Raw genomic sequence first — 20,182 nt, 5'->3', positions numbered from 1 at the left:
CGCTCAGCCCCGCTCGACCTCGACGACGACGAGCACCGGTCCCTGCTGGCAGGTGGTGGTCGCGTCGGGGTCGGGCCGGCCCTTCACGGTGACGCGGTCGCCGGTCTCCAGGCCGGCGACCGCACCCGTGAGCACCCAGGTCCGTCCGGGAGCGGCCAGCGTGAGGCACCGGTCCTCGGTGGACCGCTCGACGACGCCGGTGACGCGCTGGGTTCCGCCCGGCGGCTTCGCCGTGAGCGTCGGGTCCTCGGGGATCGGCGTCTCCACGGGAACCGTCTCCTCGGGGACCGGGTCGTCGGGGTCGGGGTCGGAATCGGACAGGGAGCACGCCGCCGGCACGAGGACGATCCCGAGCACGCCGAACGCCAGCCCGGCGCGCGCGAGCCGCCCGTCGATCGTCACGGTCTCGCTCTCGGCACCAGCGCGAAGACTCGGGCCGGGAAGCCCGAGCCGCCCTGCGGCTTGGGCCACGTCGCCACGACGAGCGCACCGGCCGGCGGCACCTGGTCGAGGTGCGCCATGAGCTCGATCTGCCAGCGGTCCTGCTGCAGCAGGTACAGCTCGAGCCCGTAGTCACCGGCCGACGTGGAGCTGCCCGGGTCGGTGTCGGTGGTCTCGTGGCCGATGGCGGCCACCCCCACTCGCTCGACCAGGTGCTCGAGCACCTCGCGCGACCATCCCGGGTAGTGCGCCACGCCGTCCTCGTCGCGGTTGGCCATCGCGTCGTCGTCGGGCCACCGCCGGTGCCAGTCGGTCCGCAGGGCCACGAACGAGCCCTCCGGGACCGGGCCGTGCGCGGCCTCCCAGGCCTCGACGTCCTCGAGCGTCACGACGGTGTCGGGGTCGTCCACGACCCGCTCGGAGACGTCGATGACGACGAGCGGCAGGATCATCTGATCGACGCCGATGAGGTCCAGCGTCCGCGCACCGTCGACGAAGTGCGAGGGCGGGTCCACGTGGGTGCCCCACTGCCCCACCAGCTCGTAGCGGTGCACGGCGAACCCGTCCCGCTCGACCTCGAAGACCTGGCTCCGCTGCTCGTCGGGGAAGACCGGGAAGTGCGGCTGGCCAGGATGGAAGGCGTGCGTCAGGTCGACGGACGCGCACTCCTCGCGCAGCCGGGCGTGCAGGTCCCACCACGGATAGCGACTCATCGGTCCAGCCTCGCACGACGGGTCCGTCGGTGCCAGGCGCGAGTGCGGTCGGCTCGGGCTGCCGTCGCCCGCACCGATGCACACCCCAGGCGCGGGACGACCCCGGGTCCCGCACGGCGGGCCCGGGGTCGTCTCGTCGTCACTCCTGGTTGCCGAGCGCGTCCTGCGCGTCCTGCACCGCAGCGTTCATCTGGTCGATGCGGCGCTGGTACTCGGCGAGGTCGCCCTCCTCGAGCGCCGTCTGGGCGGCCGAGTAGGCGGCCGAGGCGTCCTCGAGGTACTCCTGCGTGGTCTTGCCCTCGGTGGCCGGGGCGTCGCCGCCACCGCCGCCGGCGCCACCGCCGGCCTCCTCCTCGTCCGGGTCGGGCACCGAGCCCGCCTCGAGACCGAGGGCCACCCTGAGCGCCTCGTCGAGATTCTGGCCGAAGCCGACCTCCTCGCCGAAGGACGCCGCCACGAACTGCAGCACCGGGTAGGTGCCCTCGCTCGCCTGGCGCCGGATGTAGACCGGCTGGACGTAGAGCATCGCGTCGCCGACCGGCAGCGTGAGCAGGTTGCCGTTCAGGACCGTCGCGTCGGACTGGCGGAACTGCAGCAGCGCCTGCGTCACACCACGGTCGGAGCTGAACTGGTTGGCGATCTGGCTCGGGCCCGGCACCTGCGTCTCGGACGGCAGCTGCAGGATCTGCATCGTGCCGTAGTCGTCGCTGGTCGCCTCGGAGTTGACCGACATGAACGCCGCCAGGTTCTGCCTGCTGTTGGGCAGGTAGACGCTCGTCAGCGAGAACGCGGGGTCCTCCGTGCCGGGGCGGGTCGTGGTGAGGAAGTACGGCGGCTGCTGCGCGCGCGTCTGGCCCGACGGCGTGGCCGGGTCCTCCGGCACGCGCCAGCGCTCGCCGTCCTCGTAGAAGGTCTGCGCGTCGGTCACGTGGTAGCGCTCGAGCACGTTGCGCTGGACCTTGAACAGGTCCACCGGGTAGCGCAGGTGCTCCAGCAGGCCCTCGCTGATCTCGGCCTTCGGCTCGACGACACCGGGGAAGACCTTCATCCAGGTCTTGAGCACCGGGTCCTGCGCGTCCCACTGGTACAGCTTCACCGAGCCGTCGTAGGCGTCGACGACGGCCTTCACGGAGTTGCGCATGTAGTTCACGTTGTCCGTCGGCAGCGCCGCCTGCGCCGACCCCTGCGTGAGGGTGTCGTCGGTGGCCGTCCGCAGCGAGCGCCGCTCGCTGTAGGGGTAGCTGTTGCTCGTCGTGTAGGCGTCGACGATCCACACCACGCGGCCGTCGACGACGGCCGGGTAGGTGTCGCCGTCGACCGTCAGCCACGGCGCGACCTTCTCGACCCGGTCACGCGGGTGACGGTCGTAGAGGATCTTGGAGTTCTCGTTGACGCGGTTCGACAGCACGATGTTCGGCTCGGCGAACTTGAACGCGTACAGCGCCTTGCGGAACAGGTTGCCGACCGGCACGCCACCCTCGCCGTCGTACGTGTTCTGCGTGGCGTTCTCGGCTCCGTCGTCGTCGCCGGCCCCACCGCCGCGCGGGATGTCGACCTCGATCGGGTCGGCACCGTCAGGTCGTCCGACGATGGAGTACGACGGCGAGTTCTCGCCGAAGTAGATGCGCGGCGGCACCTCGGTCTCGATCTCGCCGACCGGCGGGATGTCCTTCTGCACCCACACGGGCTCGCCCTGTGCGCCACGCTGGTTGCCGCGCGCGGCGATGATGCCGTAGCCGTGGGTGTAGACCGTGTGGTCGTTGGCCCAGTTGCGCTGGGAGTCCTGCAGACCGTTCAGGAACAGCTCGCGGGCCGCGATGATGACGTCCTGCGGCGTCTCGTCGTCACCGAGCTTGTAGCGGTCGACGTCGAGCGTCTCGGGGACGGTGTAGTAGCCGCGCACCTGCTGCAGCTGCTCGAACGCCGGCGAGATGAGCGTCGGGTCGAGCAGTCGCGTGCTCACCCGCGACTCGGCCGAGGCGTTCAGCTCCTGCGGGGTGAGCGTCGTGGTGGCCGTGTAGTCCTCGGTCTCCACGTCGGCGATGTCGTAGGCCTCGCGGGTCGCCTCGATGTTGCGGGCGATGTACGGGCCCTCCTTGTCCGGCTCGGACGGGCGGACCTGGAAGGACTGCATGACGTAGGGCCACACGCCGCCGATGAGCACCGACGTGAGCAGCAGCAGACCGAGACCGACGCCCGGCAGCACCCAGGACTTGACGAAGGCCGCGGCGAAGAACAGCAGCGCGCACACGATCGCGACGCCGATGAGGATGTTGGCGGCCGGGATCCGCGCGTTCGCGTCGGTGAAGCCGATGCCGCTGAACAACCCGGAGTCGCCGACCGCGAGGTTGTAGCGGCCGAGCCAGTAGCCGAACGCGCGCAGCAGCACGCCGAAGCCGACGAGCACCGCCACGTGGACCTGCGCGGCGCGGCTGAACTTCGGGCCACGACCGGCGAACCGGATCCCGCCGAAGACGTAGTGCACGAACACCGTGACGAGCACGGCCACGACCACGAGCGCGAACAGGAAGGAGGACAGGAAGTTGAACCACGGCAGGTCGAAGACGAAGAAGCCGATGTCCTTGCCGAAGTGCGCGTCCTTCTCGCCGAAGGCCGTCCCGTGGCGCCACATCTGGAACGTCTCCCACCGCGACGAGGCCACCGACCCGGCGAACACGGTGAGCACGAGGGCCAGCACCACGAGAGCCGCGCGCTTCACCGGGTTGAGGGTCTGCTGGTACCGGAAGGCCGGGTCGTCACGGCGCATCGGGACCGAGTCCGGGCGAAGCCGGTACGCCAGCCAGGCGTTGGCCGCGACGACGAGCCCGAAGAACAGGCCGAACACCGCGAAGAGGCCGACGCGGTTGAGGATGATCGTGGTGAACACCCGCGAGTAGTCGACGGACGCGAACCAGAGCCGGTCGGTCCAGACCGTGGTGAAGATCGAGCCGAGGAAGAGCAGCGCGGCCAGGGTGACCAGGGTCGGCACCAGGACCTTGCGGCGTCGGTCCACGCCGCCGGGCGTCGGCTCGGGTCTCGGGCGGGGTGTTCCGAAGATGTCGCTCACGGGGCTCCAGGTCTGGGGTCCGGGGGTGGGGAAGGCGGTTCGGGGGTGGGCTCAGAGCCTACGTCAGGCACTCGCATCCAGGGTCCGGCGCAGTGCGTGCACCAGGCCCGGCACGAGGTCGGGCCCCTCGAGCAGCGGGGCGTCGTCGGGGGTGCGAGCACGCACGGCGCTGTGCCCACCTCCCTCACGGTCGACGGCCGCCACCAGCCGGACGTCCTTGCGCTCGGGATGCTGCGCCACCGCCTCGACCAGGGCGTCGGGGTCGTCGGGCAGGTCGGCCTCGGCCTCCGGCGGCAGCATGATCCGTTCGACGACGACGGCACAGCCGTCGACGGCGTCGGGCCACTCGATGCCCTCGAGCACGTCCTCGAGGGGACGACCGTCCTGCGGGAGCTCCTGCTCGATGGTCGTGAAGCCGTCGGGCGCGTCGCGCAGTGACACGGCGAGCTGCTCGGCCAGACCCGGCTCGGCCTCGACGAGGGCCGCCGTGCGCACGAGGGCGTACATGCGCGCCGGCTGGTCCCAGCCGTCGACGGCCACGTGGGCCTCGACCTCGAGGGCCACGAGCCGCAGCGGGGTCGAGGGCAGGGGCTCGCCGGTCGACGCCGGCGGTGGGGTCATCGACATGAGGCCACCTTCGCATCGGGATCCTCGGCGAGGGCCTCCAGGTCGGCGACGGCCTCCTTGAACGACGAGACCGAGACCAGGCGCAGGCCGTGGTCGGAACCGCGGGTCGCCTCCTCGCAGTTGCTCCTCGGCACCAGGAAGATCGTGGCGCCGGCCGCGGCCGCTCCGGCGATCTTCTGCTGCACTCCCCCGATCGGCCCGACCGTGCCGTCCGGGCTGAGGGTCCCGGTCCCGGCGATCGTGCGCCCGCCGGTGAGGGAGCCGGGGGTGAGCTGGTCGTAGATGGCGAGCGCGAACATCGTGCCCGCGCTCGGGCCGCCCACCTCGTCGCCGACGTTGTTCGAGACGTCGATCGGGAAGTCGTAGCGCGTGCCGAGGCTGACGCCGATGCGCGGGATCGCGGGATCCTTCGGGTCGGGGCGCGTGGCGAGGTCGACGGTCCGCTCCTTGCCGTCCCTGACCACGTCCAGACGCACCGTCTCGCCGGGCTCGACCCGACCGACGGCCTCGACGACGGCCGTGGACGTCGGCGTCGCGCGGCCGTCGACGGCCGTGATCTCGTCCTCGCTCTCGAGGACACCGGCGGCCGCGCCGTCGTCGGCGACGTCGACGACCGCAGGCTCCTCGCCCACGGTGTAGCCGGCGGCGCGCAGGGCGACCACGAGCGAGCTGTCCTTCGAGCTCGTCAGCTGGGCCTGGCCCTCGCTGCGGGAGGCCTCGTCCGACTCGCCGTCGGGGTAGACCACGTCGCGCGGGACGACCGCGATGTCGGGCTTGACGTACGCGCTGACGACGTCGCCGAGCGTGAGCCGGCTGTCGGCGCGGGTGACCGAGACGGTGGTGAAGTCGAGGGACCCGTCGACGGGATAGGTCTTGACGCCCTTGCCGAACGTGAACATCTTCTCCCCGCCGATCTCGCCGAACGTGTCGAAGGCGGGACCGGGACGCAGCGTCACGTAGGGGGCCGGCAGCAGGAAGGCCACGCAGGTGAGCGCCACCAGGCTGACGCCGGCGACCAGCATCGTCGCGTAGCGACGGCCGAGGCGGTGCGCGGCATCCTGCTCGGGGTCGGCGCCGGGCGCCGCGTCGTCGGGTCTCACGTCCTCGGCCACGGCCCCACCCTAGGGTTCAGCGGCAAGCGCAGCAGATCGAGACGGGCCGCGACGATCAACAGGCCCCGACCCACGTGGCGTCGCCCGCGCCGAAGGTCTGGTGCTTCCACACCGGGACCTCGGCCTTGAGCTCGTCGATGAGTCGGCGCCCGGCGGCGAAGGCCTCTGCCCGGTGCGCGGCCGAGACCGCCACCACGACGGCCAGGTCCCCGATGGCGAGGTCGCCCACCCGGTGCACGGCGGCCACCGCGACGACGTCCTCCTCGTGCGCGACGCGCTCCGCCACCTCGCGCAGCTGCTGCACGGCGCTCGGGTGCGCGGAGTACTGAAGGGCTGCCACGTCGCGACCGTCGTCGTGGTCGCGGACCGTGCCCACGAACAGCGCCACCCCGCCCGCGGCGGGGTCGCGCACCGCCTCGAACACCTCGTCGAGGCTCAGGGCGGTGTCGCGGACGTCGACGAGGCGGACCGAGCTCATGGGCCCACGGTAGTGCGGTCCGCCCGAGCACGCCGACGGCCCCGGACCTCGAGACCACACCGCCGCGCGAGACGTCGAGGACGTGGGCCCTCTCGATACCCTGGCGTCATGGCCGACCATCCTGACGACCGCGACGACGCCGACGAGGACCCGCGGGACCCCCAACCCGACAGCACGCCCGACGGGGCGTCCGGGCAGCCCCGCTTCGGCCCGGAGCCCACCGGCCCCAGCTCTCCTGATCCCGGTCCTGCCGGCCAGAACCCCTTCGCCGGGACCCCGCTCGAGCAGATCTTCGGTGCCCTCGGCGGGTCGATGGGCGGTGCTCCGGGTGCGGGCGGCCCGGCGGCCGGCTTCGGCGGCCAGACCCCCGACCTGAGCGCGCTCTTCGGCCAGATGCAGCAGATGTTCAGCGGGGCGGGATCGGACGGGTCCGTCGACTTCGGCACCGCCCGCGACGTGGCACGCAAGGCCGTGGCCGCCGCCGGCCCCGACCCGGCCCCGCACGGGGGCCAGGTGGGCGCCGTCGCCGACGCGGTGCGCCTGGCCGAGTCCTGGCTCGACCGCGTCACCGACGTCCCCGCGGCCGCCACCTCGTCCGCCGCCTGGAGCCGCGCGGAGTGGATCGAGGCCACCGGCACGTCGTGGCGTCGTCTCGTCGAGCCGATCGCCGACAACGTCGTCGGCGCGATCGGCCAGGCCATCCCCGAGGAGGCCCGCGCGATGGCCGGACCCCTCATCGGCATCCTCAACCAGGCCGGCAGCGCCATGTTCGCCCAGCAGATCGGCCAGGGGCTCGCCGGACTCGCCACCGAGGTCCTGTCGTCCACCGACATCGGTCTGCCGATGGGCCCCCGCGGCGTGGCGGCCGTGCTGCCGCACAACGTGGCGGCCTTCGGCGAGGGCCTGGAGCACTCCCCGGCCGACGTGCTGCTCCACGTCACCCTCCGTGAGTGCGCGCACCACCGTCTGTTCGCCCACGCACCGTGGCTCGAGCAGGCCCTGGTCGGCGCGATCGACGAGTTCGGCAGCGGCACCCGGATCGACGTCGAGGCCATCGAGGCTCAGGTGCGCGAGATCGATCCCACCCGGCCCGAGGCGATCGCCGAGGCCATGCAGGGTGGGCTCTTCGAGCCCAAGCGCACACCCGGCCAGCAGCACGCCGTCGATCGGCTCGAGACCTTGCTGGCCTTCGTCGAGGGCTGGGTCGACGAGGTCGTCGCGCAGGCCGCCGCCGACATGCCGTCGGCCCCGGCCCTCGCCGAGGCCGTCCGACGTCGTCGCGCCACCGGCGGGCCGGCCGAGCAGACCTTCGCCTCCCTGGTGGGGCTCGAGCTCCGCCCCCGGCGACTGCGCGACGCGGCCAACCTGTGGGCCGCCGTCCGCGACCGTCAGGGACCGGCGGCTCGCGACGCGGCCTGGACCCACCCCGACCTCATGCCCACGGCGGCCGACCTCGACGACCCGCTGGGCTTCGCCAGCGGCGAGACGGCCGACGACGGCTTCGACGCGGCGCTCGACGAGCTGCTGTCGCAGGAGCCCGACTCCTCGCCCGACGACGAGCGGTGAGCCTGCACACCAGTGCCGTCCGCACCCTCGAGGCGTGGACGGCGCCCGACGGCGACCAGGAGGCGCTCCGCCTGCGGTACCTGGAGCACCTGGCGACAGCACCCGACGGCATGCTGCGCTCGTGCCGCCCCGACCACCTGACCGTGAGCGCCCTGGTGATCACGGCCGACGCCGAGCGCGTGCTGCTCGTGCGGCACGCCAAGGCCGGGTTGTGGCTGCAGACCGGCGGTCACTGCGAGCCGGAGGACGTCGACGTCGTCGGTGCAGGCGCTCGTGAGGCACTCGAGGAGACCGGCATCGAGGGGCTGCGGCTGGATCCCGTCCCGCTCAGGCTGTCGCGCCACGCCGTGCCGTTCTGCTCCCCCGGCGGACACCACCTCGACGTGCAGCTGCTCGCCGTGGCGCCGGCCGGGGCCGAGCCCGTGGTGGCCGAGGGCGAGGACCCGGTGCGCTGGTTCGGCGTGGACGAGGCCGTGGAGCCGACCGACGCCGACACGCTCGCCCTCATCGCTGCTGCCAGGACACGCCTTCGAGGAACCCCTCGGCCTTGACCGCGTGGGGGTAGCCCTCGAGGAGCGCCCAGAACCGCCGTGAGTGGTTGGCCTCCACGAGGTGGGCGAGCTCGTGCAGGACCACGTGGTCGACGACGTAGTCGGGCATGTCCCGAACCCGGTGGGAGATGCGGATGGCCCCGGTGGACGCGGTGCACGAGCCCCAGCGCGTGCTCTGGTTCGTGACCCACCGCACCGACGTGGGTCGGGCACGGCCGTCCAGGTACCGCTCGGAGAGCTCGAGCGCCCGCGCCATGAGGGCGGCGTCGCTGCGCGGTGACCGCTCGGCTCGGGCGTCGAGGCGTGCAACGAGACGGGCCACCTCCTCGCGCTCCTGCTCGGGGGTCAGGTGCGCCGGCACGAGCACGATCGTCCGGTCGCCGTCGCGATACGCCTGGATCGTCCGCCGACGTCGCGCACTGCGCCTGATCTCCACCTCGCCCACGTCGAGCACGGTAGGGCACGACCCCACGGGCGAGGATCTTTCCGTCCACAGGACCCCGGCCGGAGGCGTCGGAGTCCGTGCAGGTCAGAGGAGTGCACCGGCGCCTCGTCACCGCCCCGTGCACCGTCCGACGGCGGTCTGTCCACCGGCCGTCCACACCCCTGTCCGGCGATCCCCACACGTTCCCCACAACGTTGTCCACAGGAGTGGACAACCAGTTCCGCAGATCGGTTGACGCCGACTCCCCCGACCCCTACGTTGTCCCTCAGCCGGGCTCCCGAACACGGTCCGCAGGGGAAGGCAGACCCCCTCGGGAGCCCGGCTGCTCCATGTCCGCCTCCGCCCCCGGCGAGCCCGGTTCGAAACCCGCCCCGGCGCCACCGTCCGGGCCCGCCGGAGACTCGCCCCGGCTGCGACCCGAGGCTCCCGAACCGGGTGGCCGCTAGAGTGCGTGTGACGAGCACCACACCCACGGGAGGCAGCCATGTCGGAGACCTGGAGCGGCGAGTTCTACTGCGTCAAGTGCAAGGACAAGCGCGAGGCCACGGGCGACGTCGTCGTCAGCGAGAAGGGCACCCGGATGGCGAAGGGCACCTGTCCGGAGTGCGGCACCAAGCTCAACCGCATCCTCGGCAAGGCCTGAGCCGACCCCGCACCGGCTCGGCCGCGTCCGCTGTGGACGTCGGCCTCGTCAGGTCCGGGCACGCTCGGCAGGCTGGGGCCATGCAGCTGCGGCCCGTCCTGCCTCCCGGTGGCGACGTCGTCCGTCGGGACGCCCGCACCCTCGTGGTCGGTGGGCGGCCGGGTGTCCTGGTTCCCGACCGACCCGGACTCGTGCGGCTGCTGCGCCTGCTCGACGGGCGCGGGCTCGACGCGCTCGCCCGCCTGGCGGCGGAACGGGTGCCCGAGCTCGTCGACGACGTGACGGCCGTGGTCCACGAGCTCGTGGCGCGAGGAGCACTCGACCCGCACCCGCCCACTGCTCCCCCGGCACTCACGCTGCGCGTGCAGGCCTGGGGCGGCAGCCAGAGGGCGACGGCTCTCGTCCGGACCGCCCTCGACGACCTCGGACTGCGCCCCGACCCGTCCGACGAGTCGGCGCTCCTCGTGCTGGTGGCGGCGGGCGAGCCGCCGCGCAGCTGGGTGGCGCGCGCCGTCGAGACCGGCGTGCCGGTCCTCCCGCTCGTGCTCGGTGACGACTGGGGGCGCCTGGGTCCGCTCACGCTCGCCGGTCGCACACCGTGCCTCGGCTGCCACGACGCGGCGCGTGCCGCGTGGGACCCGGCGTGGCGTGCCACGCTCCCCCAGCTCGGCCGGCCTCTCGTCCCGGCCCCACCACCCCGTCCGGCCACGAGCCTGGTGCTCCGGGCCGCCGCACTCGCGGCCGAGCAGACTCTCGCGTGGGCCGAGCGCCGCCGGCCCGAGACGGTGGGAGCGGTGCTGCACCTCGGTGGCAGGCGGCTCGAGCACGAAGCCGTCCTCGTCCACGAGGGCTGCACGAGCCTCCTGCACCGGGCCGAGTGAGGACGATCGACCTATCCTGAGGTCGTGACCCATGACGAGGACGAGGTCGAGCCCACCGACGGTGGTTCGAGCCGACGCTCGCGCTCGTCGCTGCCCGTCGGCGCCTTCACGCGTGGGGCCAGGCTCGCGGCCCTCCCCGTGGGCTTCGCAGGGCGGACGGCCCTCGGCGTCGGACGTCGCATCGGTGGTGCTCCCGCCGACGCCGTGGTCACCGAGGTGCAGCGCCGCACCGCCGAGCAGGTCTTCACCGTGCTCGGTCAGCTCAAGGGCGGGGCCATGAAGGTCGGCCAGGCCATGAGCATCTTCGAGGCCGCCCTGCCCGAGGAGATCGCCGCGCCCTACCGCGAGACCCTCACCAAGCTCCAGGACGCCGCGCCGCCGATGCCCGCGGGCGTCGTGCACCGCCAGCTCGCTGCCGAGATGGGCGAGGACTGGCGGGAGCGGCTCGTGGAGATCGGCGACCAGCCGGCCGCGGCCGCGTCCATCGGCCAGGTGCACCGCGGGCGCTGGCACGACGGCCGCGAGGTCGCCGTCAAGATCCAGTACCCCGGTGCGGCGAAGGCCCTGCGGTCGGACCTGCGCCAGCTCTCGAGGATCTCGCGACTCCTCGGCGTCCTCGCACCGGGCATCGACGTCAAGGCCCTCCTCGCGGAGCTGGAGGAGCGGGTGGTCGAGGAGCTCGACTACCGACTCGAGGCCACGGCGCAGCAGCGCTTCCACGAGGAGTACCGCGACGACCCGGACCTCATGGTCCCGGCCGTCGTCGACGGCACCGAGCGCGTGCTCGTGAGCGAGTGGATGGAGAGCACGAGCTCGCTCGCCGAGCTGATCCGCTCCGGCAGCCAGGCCGACCGCGACCTCTACGGTTCGCGGTACGTGCGGTTCCTGCTCGCGAGCCCCGATCGCGTGGGCATGCTGCACGCCGATCCACACCCCGGCAACTTCCGGATCCTGCCCGACGGGCGCCTGGGGATCGTCGACTTCGGTGCGGTCGCCCACCTTCCCGACGGGCTCCCCCGCGCCCTGGGACCGCTGCTCACGGCCGCCGTCTCCGGTGATGCCGAGGCCGTGACCGACGGTCTGCGCGGCGAGGGATTCCTGCGGCCCGGCACGAAGATCGACCCCGAGGTGATGGCCGCCTACGTCGCGCCGTTCGTCGAGCCCGCCGTGGCCGAGGAGTTCACCTTCTCCCGGGCCTGGCTGCGCGACCAGGCCACCCGGGTGGGTCTCGGCGGCGAGGGCATGTCGACGTCGCTGAAGATCAACCTGCCGCCGGAGTACCTGCTGATCCACCGGGTGTGGATCGGCGGCGTCGGCGTGCTCTGCCAGCTCGGTGCCACCGCCCCGTTCCGCTCGATCCTGGAGGAGTCCGTCCCGGGGTTCGTCCCCTCCTCGTGGGCACCGCCCGAGTGACCGGGCCCGGTCGACCCGGCTCGACCGCACCGCCCTGAGGGATCCGTCCGACCCCTCAGCCTCCGACGACCAGCGTGACGGCCAGCACGAGCATCAGGCAGGCGATGGCGCCGTCGAGGATCCGCCAGGCCCTCGCGTCCCGCAGCCATCGGCCGAGGTGGCGCGCCCCGTACCCGAGGCCACCGAACCAGAGCACGCTCGCCGCCATCGCGCCGACCGCGAACCAGAGGCGGCTCCCCCCGTGCGAGGCGGCCACCGAGCCGAGGAGCACCACCGTGTCGAGGTAGACGTGCGGGTTCAGCCACGTCAGCGCGAGGGCGGTCGCCGCCACGCGGGTGGCGGAGGAGCGGACCTTCAGCACCCCGGTGGCCCGGTCGGCGTCCGAGGACGCCGCCTCCGCGCCGACCTCGAGCGCCTCGCCGCTCGAGGACAGGGCCCGCCGTGCCGCGAGGACCGCGTACCCCGCCAGGAAGGCCGCGCCACCCCACCGCGCTGCGTCGACGAACCACGGCACGGCGTCGACCACGCGACCGAGGCCGGTCACGCCGACGCCGATGAGCACGAGGTCGGAGACCGCGCACACGGCCACCACGAGGCCAACGTGCTCGCGGCGAAGTCCCTGGCGCAGCACGAACGCGTTCTGTGCGCCGATGGCCACGATGAGCGCGAGCCCGGTGCCGAGTCCCGCGAGAAGGCTGGTCATGACGTCCACGCTAGGGAGGATCGATCCTCAGGTACAGCGAAGAATCCTGCAGTGTCATTAGACTTGCTTCATGTGGACCGACCCTGTAGCCGCCCGGACCGTGGCGGCGGTCGTCGACGCCGGGACCTTCGACGCCGCGGCACGTCAGCTGCACGTGACCCCGTCGGCGGTGAGCCAGCGGGTCAAGGCGCTCGAGCAGGCGCTCGGGCAGAGGCTGCTCGTCCGTAGCACTCCCGTCAGGGCGACCGATGCCGGCGAGGCCGTCCTGCGGTACGCACGCCGTGTCGCCCTGCTGGACCAGGACGTCGCCACCGAGCTCGGTCTCACCGGGCCACGTCGACCGCACCTGGCGGTGGCCGTCAACGCCGACTCGTTGGCCACCTGGTTCCTCGACGCCCTGGCCGCGTTCACCGCCTCGCACGACGTGGAGGTCGAGCTGCACCGCGAGGACCAGAGCCGGACCGCCGGCATGCTCGAGGACGGCACGGTCGTCGCGGCGATCACCGCGCAGAGCGACCCCGTTCCCGGATGCCGCGTCGAACCGCTCGGTGCGATCGAGTACCGCGCCATGGCCGCGCCGTCGTGGGTCCGACGCTGGGCGCCGGACGGCGTCGACGCCGTGGCCCTCCGGCAGGCCCCGCGCGTCGACTACGACCGCACCGACACGCTCCAGCGGGACTGGCTCGCCACGCGCGACGTCGATGCCGACGCCACGCCGCGCCACCTGGTCCCCTCGTCGCACGACTTCACCCGCGCGGTCGCGCTCGGCCTCGGCTGGGGCCTGGTGCCGCGACAGCACTCCCGGGAGCACCCGCACCTGGTGGACCTGGGCGGTCCGACGATGCGCACCGTCCTGTGGTGGCAGCGGTGGCGCACTTCCTCGGCACTGCTCGACGGGCTCACCGACGCCGTGGTGGGGACCGCCCGCTCGACCCTCGCGCGCGGCTAGTCCGACGCGCTGAGCACCGCCAGCACACCCTCGCCGTAGCGCTCGCGCTTGGTCTGGCCGATGCCGGGGATGCCCACGAGTCCGCGCTCGTCGCGCGGGCGCAGCTCCACCAGCGCGAGCAGCGTGGCGTCGGTGAACACGACGTAGGCGGGCACCTTGGCCTCGGCCGCCTGCTCGCTCCGCCACTGCTTGAGCCGGTCGAACAGGGCGCGGTCGGCCGGGTCGAGCGCCTCGAGCTCGGTGTTGGTGCGCTTCTTGGGGCGCGGGCCCACCGTGCCGCCACGGGACGGGTGGTCCGGTGGCAGCAGAGGATCGAGGAAGCGGGTGGGCTTGCGGCCCTGGCGTCCGCCGGGCTTGCGGGCCCGCGACCAGGAGATCGTCAGGTGGCGGCGTGCGCGGGTGACGCCGACGTAGAACAGGCGGCGCTCCTCGGCCACCCCCTCGGGCGTGTCGGCGTGGACGATCGGGAGCATGCCCTCGTGCATGCCGACGCAGAACACCGCATCCCACTCCAGGCCCTTGGCGGCGTGGAGGGTGGCCAGCGTGACGCCCTCGGCCGTGGGTGCGTGCGACGCCTGGGCACGCCGTTCGAGGTCGGTCAGGAGGTCGGCCAACGTGGCGTCGCCGCGGGCCTCGGCGAGGTCGTCGGCCATGGTGACGAGCGCGTGCAGCGACTCCCACCGGTCGCGGGTGGCGCCGCTGCCCGACGGCGCCGTCTCGGTGTGGCCCATGCTCGCCAGCACCGCGCGCACCTCGTGGCCGAGACGTCCGTGGTCCGGCGACCCGGTATCGGCGGTGGCGTCGGTGCCGTCGTCGCCGGCTCGCGCCGCACCGCGCAGAAGCGTGACCGCCTGGCGGACCTCGGCACGCTGGAAGTACCCCTCGACCCCGCGCAGGGTGACGGGGATGTCGCGCTCGCCGAAGGCCTCCTCGAACGCCTCGGACTGCGCGTTGATGCGGAACAGCACCGCCATCTCGCGGTACGGCACGCCCGAGCGGTGCAGACGCACGATCTCGTCGGCCACCGACGCGGCCTCGCTCGGCTCGTCGTTGTGGCCGAGGTAGCGCACCGGCTCCGCAGGCGCGGCCTGCGACTGCAGCGGTCGGCCGTGCGCCTCGCCCGCGGCCCCCTGGAACACCGCGTTCGCGACGGCCACCACCTGCGGCGTGGAGCGGTAGTTGCGCACCAGCTGGATCCGCTCGGCGTCGGGGTAGCGCTGCGCGAAGTCCCCGAGGATGCGCGGCGAGGCGCCGGCGAACGTGTAGATCGTCTGCCGCGGGTCACCCACGACGCACACGTCGTCGCGGCCGCCGAGCCACAGGTCGAGCAGCGTGGACTGCAGCGGGTTGACGTCCTGGTACTCGTCGACCACGAACCAGCGGTACTGCCGTCGGACCTGGGCGGCGATGCGCTCGTCGTCGGCGAGGATCGCCGCGGTGATGAGCAGGATGTCCTCGAAGTCGATGCGCCCACGCTCGCGCTTGACGTCCTCGTAGGCGCTCATGACGGCCGCGACGCGGGTGGGGTCGAGGTCGGCGACCTCGCGACCCCGGCGCCGTGCGACGTCGGGGTAGTCGGTGCCACGGACGTTGCTGACCTTGGCCCACTCCACCTCGGCGGCGAGGTCGCGGATGACGGCGTTGTCGGGGCGCCGGATGCCTTCGCGGTTGGCGGCCTCGGCGACCAGACCGAACTTGGAGGCGACGATCTCGGGGAGCTCGGTGCCGTAGACCTGCGGCCAGAAGTAGCGCGCCTGGCGCAGCGCGGCCGAGTGGAAGGTGCGCGCCTGCACCCCCGGCGCCTGCAGCTGCGCGAGGCGACCCCGCATCTCGCCGGCGGCGCGGGTCGTGAAGGTCAGGGCCAGCACCTCGGTGGGCACGTACAGGCCCGTGGCCACGCCGTAGGCGATGCGGTGGGTGATGGCCCGGGTCTTGCCCGTGCCGGCACCGGCCACGATGCAGACCGGCCCCCGCAGCGCGGTGGCGGCGGCCCGCTGCTCGGGGTCGAGGTTCTCCAGGAGGTCCTCGGGGGTGGGCAACGCACGCTCCTGCGGGTGGGTCGGTTCGGTGAGGTCGAGCTGGTCACGTCGAGCTGGTCTCTTCAGGGAGCCGGCGACCGCGCCCGCCACACTGGGGAGGTGGAATGTCGCGGGGCGCGAGATCGTTGACTCGACAGGACCACCCTAGACGTCACAGGAGACAACGATGACCGGCGACTTCACCCTCTACTCGACCCCGTGGTGCGGCTACTGCCACCGCCTCAAGTCGCAGCTGCAGCGCGAGGGCATCACCAACTTCGCCGAGGTCGACATCGAGGCCCAGCCCGAGGCCGCAGCGGTGGTCGAGAAGGCCAACAACGGCAACCAGACCGTGCCCACGCTGGTCTTCGCCGACGGCACCGCCCTGACCAACCCCTCCGTCGCCCAGGTCAAGGCCCAGCTCGGCGTCTGAACCGTCAGAGGTAGGTCTCGCACCGAACGAGGCCGTCAGAGGTAGGTCTCGCACCCTTCGCGCGGCAGAAGAGGTGCGACACCTACCTCTCGTCGACTCGTGCGACCGCCCGTCAGAACCAGCCCGCCGGGATGGGTTCGCCGAACCATGACTCGATGAGCCAGCTCGAGATCGAGACGCCGCTCGGAGGCAGCAGCAGCGTGCCGGCCTCACCCTGGGCGCGCAGCTCCTCGCGCGTGACCCACTGCGCCGCGCCGAGCTCCACACCGTCGACCTCGATGTCCGTGGTGACGGCCTTGGCGAAGAACCCGAGCATCAGGCTCGCGGGGAACGGCCACGGCTGGCTCCCGCCGTAGGCGACCTCGCCGACGACCACGCCGGCCTCCTCGTGGACCTCGCGCCGCACGGCGTCCTCGAGGCTCTCCCCCGGCTCCACGAAGCCCGCCAGCGTGGACCATCGACCCTCGGGCCACGTCGCCTGGTGGCCGAGCAGGGCCCGGTCCCGGTCGTCGGTCACCAGCATGATCACGGCGGGATCCGTGCGCGGGAAGTGGTTCGTCCCGCACTGGGTGCAGTGCCGCAGGTGGCCCGCGGCCTGGACCTGCGTGACCCCACCGCAGCGAGGGCAGAAGGGCGTGGCCGCCAGCCACCGGGCCATGCCCACCGCGTGCACGGCCACCGACAGCTCGTCGGCGCCCAGCAGCGGCGCCAGCACCCGGACGCTGACCGGCACCAGGTCGGCGGGGACCCGGTCGACCACGACGGCTGCGCGGCGGACGCCGTCCTGCTCACCCAGGAAGATCCACGTGCCGTCGGGCGCCTCGTCACGCGGGAGCCACCGCAGTGCGGGCCCGTCGACGGTGGCCACGTGCTCGCCGCCGAGCACCAGGACCTCGACGTCGGGGCCGTCCCACGCGTCGTGGGCACGCAGGTGGCCGGCACGGTCGTGGCGGGCGCGGTCGAAGGCGAACGGTGCGGGATCACTCACCCCGACAGCCTAGGTGGGGTCGGCTCGGCGGCTCACGCGCCAGGCGCGAGGAGCCTCTCGAGCGCAGCGCGGTCGAGCAGCTCCTCGGGCGCGAACCGCACGACCTCACCGAGTCGCACGTAGTAGAACGCCCCGGACACGCGCGCCGGATCGACGTCGTGCAGCTCGGCCCACGCCAACCGGTAGAGGCTGAGCTGGAGCGGGTCGGCGTCGGCCCGCCGGTTGGTCTTCCAGTCCACGACCTCGAAGCCGGGTCCCTCAGGGGTCGACGTCGAGAACACCGCGTCGATCCGCCCCACCACCTGCTGACCGCCGAGCAGCAACGAGAAGGGCGCCTCGACCGTGTGCGGCGTGCGCTGGCCGAACGGTCCGGCCTCGAACAGCGCGATGACCTCGTCGAGCTCGGCGTCGTCGCTGATCTCGACGTCGCCCTGTCCGGGCAGGTCGGCGGGGTCGAGCAGCGGCTGCTGGCCGTAGTGGGCCTCGATCCACGCGTGGAACCGGGTGCCGAAGCGTGCGGCGGCCGACGGACGGCGAGGCATGGGCCGTGCGAGCGAGCGCGCGAACGCCGACTCGTCGTCGGCCAGGGCCAGCACGGCGGTGGCCGAGAGCGTGGGCGGCAGTGGCACCGGCCGCTCCGCCGAGGCGGCCGCGTCGGCCTCGGCCAGGAGCAGGTCGATCTCCTGGGACAGCTCGGCCACCCGATCGCCCGGGACGGGAAGCTCTGCCGTCGGCTCGGTGGACGAGGCCAGCACCACCTCCACCTCGCGGGCCAGCGCGCGACGGCCGTCGACCGGTGGCGGTTCCACCGGCCAGGCGATGCCGTCGGACAGCACGAGGTGGGGGTTGGTCTCGTCGTCGGGGGGCGGATCGGCCCAGACCAGCGGCTCGACCCCGAGGCCGGCCAGGTGGTCGCGGGTGCGCACCAGGAAGTCCGACGGTCCGCGCGGCTTCTTCTGCGTGCGCCCCCACCAGTGACCGCTCACGACGACCCGCTGCTTGGCGCGCGTGTACGCCACGTAGCCGAGCCGGAGCTCCTCCCCGAGGGAGTCGGCCTTGCGTCGCGCATCGAACTCCTTGCCCGCGGCCGGGGTCCACTCCGCCAGCGGAGCGAGCGAGCCTGCGTCGCCGCGCAGCGGGTACGGCAGGACCGAGCCGTTGGTCAGCCAGCTGGACCGACCCCGTCCCGAGGGGAACACCCCGTCGCTCACGAGCGGCACGAACACCGCGCCCCACTCCAGGCCCTTCGCCCGGTGGATCGTGAGCAGCTTGACGGAGTCGGACTCCGAGGGGGTCGTGACGTCCATGCCCTCGTTGAACTCGTTCTCTGCCTGGAGGTAGGCCACGAGTCCGGTCAGCGAGGCGTAGCGGTCGCTCGCGGCGTAGTCGGCCACCGCGTCGAGGAAGGTGGCCAGGTTGTCGGAGGCACCCTCGACCTCTCCCGCCTCGAGCTCGATGTCGAGGTCGAGGGCACGCACGGCGCGGCGCGCCAGGTCGAGCAGCGGCTCCCCCACGTGGGACCTGACCCGGTGGACCACGCGCGCGAGGTCGACGAACCGGTGGCGCGCACGCGGGTCGTACGGCAGGTCGCCCGGGTCGTCGAGGGCCTCGGCCAGCGCCACCACCTCGGTGGGGTCGGTGCCCTCGACCGCCCGGGCGAGCTCCTGCGCGAGGGTGCTGTCGTCGTCGCGACCCAGGGTGCGCCCGCTCAGCGAGGCGGCGCGGCGGCCGAGCAGGGCGAGGTCGCGCGGACCGATGTTCCAGCGCGGCCCGGTGAGCAGGCGCAGGAGGGCGGGGTTGGCGGTGACGTCGTCGACGACCTCCAGCAGCGACAGCACGTCGAGCACCTCGGGCTGGGCCAGCAGGCCGGAGAGGCCCACGATCTCGAACGGGACGTGTGCGTCGCGCAACGCCTTGACGATCTCGCCGTTCTCGCGGCCGACGCGGACCAGCACCGCGATGTCGCTCCAGGCCCGGCCACCCTCGTGCTCGGCGACGATCTCGGTGACCATGGCGGCGATCTCGTCGTCGACGGTGCGGTGCAGCGCGACGTCGACCCGACCGGTCGTCGTCGCGGCCGACGTGAGCGGCTGGACGACCGACGACGTGGCGTAGAAGGGGGCGGCGAGGTGGTTCGCCGCGTCGATCACCTCCGGCGGGCAGCGTCGGGTCTCGACGAGGGAGAACTGCCGTCCTCGCGACCCGTCGGCCGCCGGGAAGTCGTCCAGGAACTCCTCGAGGTTGCCGGCCGCAGCACCCCGCCAGCCGTAGATGCCCTGCGCGGGATCGCCCACGGCGGTGACGGGCAGGCCCGCGAAGAGCGCCGTGAGCAGGTCGCGCTGCGCGACCGAGGTGTCCTGGTACTCGTCGAGCAGCACGACGTCGTAGCGCTCGCGCAGCGCCTGGCCCACCTCGGGCAGCGCGGCCAGCTGCGCGCCCCAGGCCATCTGGTCGGAGAAGTCCATGACCCCGTCGTCGGCCTTGGCGGCTCGGTACGCCTCGACCAGGAGGCTCAGCTCGGTGCGCTTCTGCGCCGCCACGGCCGCGTCGCGGAGCAGGGCCGGCTTGCCGACGGCCTCGTACTCGGCGATGACGGCCGCGTCGTGGTCGCGCAGCTCGGCCGGATCCACGAGGTGCTCCGAGAGCTGGGCGTCGAGGGACATGACGTCCTGGACGAGCGTGGGCAGGTGCGTGCTCACCCTCTGGAGCGGTCGGTCGTAGGTGCTGACCACGCGTGCCGCCCGTTGGAAGCGCGAGGCGTCGGTGACGACCCGCAGGTCGGGCTCGACACCCAGGCGGAGGCCGTGCTCGGCGATGAGTGAGCCGGCGAAGGCGTGGTAGGTCGACGCGGTGGCGTCGGCCCAGGGCTGCTGCGGGTCGTGCGGCAGGTGCTCCAGGTCGGCCCGGATGCGCTGCCCCAGCTCTGCGGCCGCCTTGTTGGTGAAGGTGAGCCCGAGGATCCGCTCGGGCGCGATGCCGACGTGACCCACGAGCCACAGCACGCGCGCCGCCATGACGGTGGTCTTGCCCGACCCGGCGCCGGCGATGATCGCGCCCGGACGGTCGAGCCCGGCGGTGATGGCGTCGGCCTGGGGCTGCGAGAACGGGATGCCGGTGAGCTCGCGCAGGTGGTCGATGTCGCGGACGAGCATGG

The 20,182-nt window shown here is 73.0% G+C and carries 18 protein-coding genes; 7 read left to right on the top strand and 11 right to left on the bottom strand.

The window, feature by feature from the left end:
• Positions 1 to 3 precede the first annotated feature (3 nt).
• The 6 genes from RQG84_RS08970 to RQG84_RS08945 form a co-directional block, all read right to left on the bottom strand.
• Positions 4 to 402 carry a hypothetical protein gene (locus RQG84_RS08970; protein WP_311209757.1) on the bottom strand — a complete coding sequence of 133 codons (399 nt, stop codon included), beginning with the start codon at positions 400 to 402 and terminating at the stop codon, positions 4 to 6.
• Complete coding sequence (locus RQG84_RS08965; protein WP_311209756.1) at positions 399 to 1,154, bottom strand: cyclase family protein; 756 nt, start codon at positions 1,152 to 1,154, stop codon at positions 399 to 401. Before RQG84_RS08965 ends, RQG84_RS08970 begins: the two co-directional genes overlap by 4 nt.
• Positions 1,155 to 1,293: 139 nt before the next feature.
• Entirely contained in the window at positions 1,294 to 4,221 is a 2,928-nt protein-coding gene (locus RQG84_RS08960; RefSeq protein WP_311209755.1) for a UPF0182 family protein, read from the bottom strand.
• Positions 4,222 to 4,284: 63 nt separating this feature from the next.
• A complete protein-coding gene (locus RQG84_RS08955; protein ID WP_311209754.1) occupies positions 4,285 to 4,848 on the bottom strand; it encodes a PPA1309 family protein in 564 nt (187 codons plus the stop codon).
• Positions 4,839 to 5,960: a PDZ domain-containing protein gene (locus RQG84_RS08950; RefSeq protein ID WP_311209753.1), complete on the bottom strand. Its 1,122-nt coding sequence runs from the start codon at positions 5,958 to 5,960 to the stop codon at positions 4,839 to 4,841. The genes RQG84_RS08955 and RQG84_RS08950 overlap by 10 nt, the downstream gene beginning before the upstream one ends.
• A gap of 55 nt (positions 5,961 to 6,015) precedes the next feature.
• Entirely contained in the window at positions 6,016 to 6,438 is a 423-nt protein-coding gene (locus RQG84_RS08945) for a molybdenum cofactor biosynthesis protein MoaE (protein WP_311209752.1), read from the bottom strand.
• A 108-nt stretch (positions 6,439 to 6,546) separates the two neighbouring features.
• Between RQG84_RS08945 and RQG84_RS08940 the strand changes: the two genes are divergently transcribed.
• Positions 6,547 to 8,004: a zinc-dependent metalloprotease gene (locus tag RQG84_RS08940; RefSeq protein ID WP_311209751.1), complete on the top strand. Its 1,458-nt coding sequence runs from the start codon at positions 6,547 to 6,549 to the stop codon at positions 8,002 to 8,004.
• Positions 8,001 to 8,555: an NUDIX domain-containing protein gene (locus RQG84_RS08935; protein WP_311209750.1), complete on the top strand. Its 555-nt coding sequence runs from the start codon at positions 8,001 to 8,003 to the stop codon at positions 8,553 to 8,555. The genes RQG84_RS08940 and RQG84_RS08935 overlap by 4 nt, the downstream gene beginning before the upstream one ends.
• On the opposite strand, the gene RQG84_RS08930 is transcribed toward RQG84_RS08935, so the two are convergent.
• Complete coding sequence (locus tag RQG84_RS08930; protein ID WP_235499138.1) at positions 8,509 to 9,000, bottom strand: YgjP-like metallopeptidase domain-containing protein; 492 nt, start codon at positions 8,998 to 9,000, stop codon at positions 8,509 to 8,511. The genes RQG84_RS08935 and RQG84_RS08930 overlap by 47 nt on opposite strands.
• Before the next feature lie 484 nt (positions 9,001 to 9,484).
• On the opposite strand from RQG84_RS08930, the gene RQG84_RS08925 reads away from it, so the two are divergent.
• From RQG84_RS08925 to RQG84_RS08915, 3 genes are all read left to right on the top strand, one after another.
• A complete protein-coding gene (locus RQG84_RS08925; RefSeq protein WP_164468777.1) occupies positions 9,485 to 9,643 on the top strand; it encodes a DUF5679 domain-containing protein in 159 nt (52 codons plus the stop codon).
• A gap of 80 nt (positions 9,644 to 9,723) precedes the next feature.
• The gene (locus tag RQG84_RS08920; protein ID WP_311209749.1) at positions 9,724 to 10,524 is read left to right on the top strand and encodes a hypothetical protein; all 801 of its coding nucleotides are present in this window, start codon (positions 9,724 to 9,726) and stop codon (positions 10,522 to 10,524) included.
• A gap of 24 nt (positions 10,525 to 10,548) precedes the next feature.
• On the top strand, positions 10,549 to 11,937 hold the full coding sequence (locus RQG84_RS08915) for an AarF/ABC1/UbiB kinase family protein (protein WP_311209748.1): 1,389 nt from the start codon (positions 10,549 to 10,551) through the stop codon (positions 11,935 to 11,937).
• Positions 11,938 to 11,992: 55 nt separating this feature from the next.
• On the opposite strand, the gene RQG84_RS08910 is transcribed toward RQG84_RS08915, so the two are convergent.
• On the bottom strand, positions 11,993 to 12,640 hold the full coding sequence (locus tag RQG84_RS08910; RefSeq protein WP_311209747.1) for a LysE/ArgO family amino acid transporter: 648 nt from the start codon (positions 12,638 to 12,640) through the stop codon (positions 11,993 to 11,995).
• 70 nt (positions 12,641 to 12,710) lie between these two features.
• Between RQG84_RS08910 and RQG84_RS08905 the strand changes: the two genes are divergently transcribed.
• Positions 12,711 to 13,589 carry a LysR family transcriptional regulator ArgP gene (locus RQG84_RS08905; RefSeq protein WP_311209746.1) on the top strand — a complete coding sequence of 293 codons (879 nt, stop codon included), beginning with the start codon at positions 12,711 to 12,713 and terminating at the stop codon, positions 13,587 to 13,589.
• On the opposite strand, the gene RQG84_RS08900 is transcribed toward RQG84_RS08905, so the two are convergent.
• Positions 13,586 to 15,628, bottom strand: coding sequence for an ATP-dependent DNA helicase UvrD2 (locus tag RQG84_RS08900; RefSeq protein ID WP_311209745.1), 2,043 nt, complete (start codon positions 15,626 to 15,628; stop codon positions 13,586 to 13,588). The genes RQG84_RS08905 and RQG84_RS08900 overlap by 4 nt on opposite strands.
• A 166-nt stretch (positions 15,629 to 15,794) precedes the next feature.
• On the opposite strand from RQG84_RS08900, the gene RQG84_RS08895 reads away from it, so the two are divergent.
• Positions 15,795 to 16,040 carry a mycoredoxin gene (locus RQG84_RS08895; RefSeq protein ID WP_055966639.1) on the top strand — a complete coding sequence of 82 codons (246 nt, stop codon included), beginning with the start codon at positions 15,795 to 15,797 and terminating at the stop codon, positions 16,038 to 16,040.
• A 112-nt stretch (positions 16,041 to 16,152) separates the two neighbouring features.
• Here the strand turns inward: RQG84_RS08895 and nudC are convergent, their stop codons facing one another.
• Positions 16,153 to 17,028, bottom strand: a complete 876-nt coding sequence (gene nudC, locus RQG84_RS08890) for an NAD(+) diphosphatase (RefSeq protein WP_311209744.1) — start codon at positions 17,026 to 17,028, stop codon at positions 16,153 to 16,155.
• A gap of 32 nt (positions 17,029 to 17,060) precedes the next feature.
• The gene (locus tag RQG84_RS08885) at positions 17,061 to 20,180 is read right to left on the bottom strand and encodes an ATP-dependent DNA helicase (RefSeq protein WP_311209942.1); all 3,120 of its coding nucleotides are present in this window, start codon (positions 20,178 to 20,180) and stop codon (positions 17,061 to 17,063) included.
• Between the last annotated feature and the right edge of the window lie 2 nt (positions 20,181 to 20,182).

It is taken from the genome of Aeromicrobium sp. WCS2018Hpa-31, assembly GCF_031843905.1.
GTDB lineage: Bacteria > Actinomycetota > Actinomycetes > Propionibacteriales > Nocardioidaceae > Aeromicrobium.
Note: the sequence above shows the minus strand (reverse complement) of the source record. Positions and strands in the feature narration are given on the sequence as shown.

What these genes read in the sequence shown, in the direction of transcription:
- RQG84_RS08965 (WP_311209756.1), bottom strand. Translation starts at nt 1,154, where the DNA reads ATGAGTCGCTATCCGTGGTGGGACCTGCACGCCCGGCTGCGCGAGGAG.
- RQG84_RS08955 (WP_311209754.1), bottom strand. Translation starts at nt 4,848, where the DNA reads ATGTCGATGACCCCACCGCCGGCGTCGACCGGCGAGCCCCTGCCCTCG.
- RQG84_RS08945 (WP_311209752.1), bottom strand. Translation starts at nt 6,438, where the DNA reads ATGAGCTCGGTCCGCCTCGTCGACGTCCGCGACACCGCCCTGAGCCTC.
- RQG84_RS08940 (WP_311209751.1), top strand. Translation starts at nt 6,547, where the DNA reads ATGGCCGACCATCCTGACGACCGCGACGACGCCGACGAGGACCCGCGG.
- RQG84_RS08925 (WP_164468777.1), top strand. Translation starts at nt 9,485, where the DNA reads ATGTCGGAGACCTGGAGCGGCGAGTTCTACTGCGTCAAGTGCAAGGAC.
- RQG84_RS08920 (WP_311209749.1), top strand. Translation starts at nt 9,724, where the DNA reads ATGCAGCTGCGGCCCGTCCTGCCTCCCGGTGGCGACGTCGTCCGTCGG.
- RQG84_RS08910 (WP_311209747.1), bottom strand. Translation starts at nt 12,640, where the DNA reads ATGACCAGCCTTCTCGCGGGACTCGGCACCGGGCTCGCGCTCATCGTG.
- RQG84_RS08905 (WP_311209746.1), top strand. Translation starts at nt 12,711, where the DNA reads ATGTGGACCGACCCTGTAGCCGCCCGGACCGTGGCGGCGGTCGTCGAC.
- RQG84_RS08895 (WP_055966639.1), top strand. Translation starts at nt 15,795, where the DNA reads ATGACCGGCGACTTCACCCTCTACTCGACCCCGTGGTGCGGCTACTGC.
- RQG84_RS08885 (WP_311209942.1), bottom strand. Translation starts at nt 20,180, where the DNA reads ATGCTCGTCCGCGACATCGACCACCTGCGCGAGCTCACCGGCATCCCG.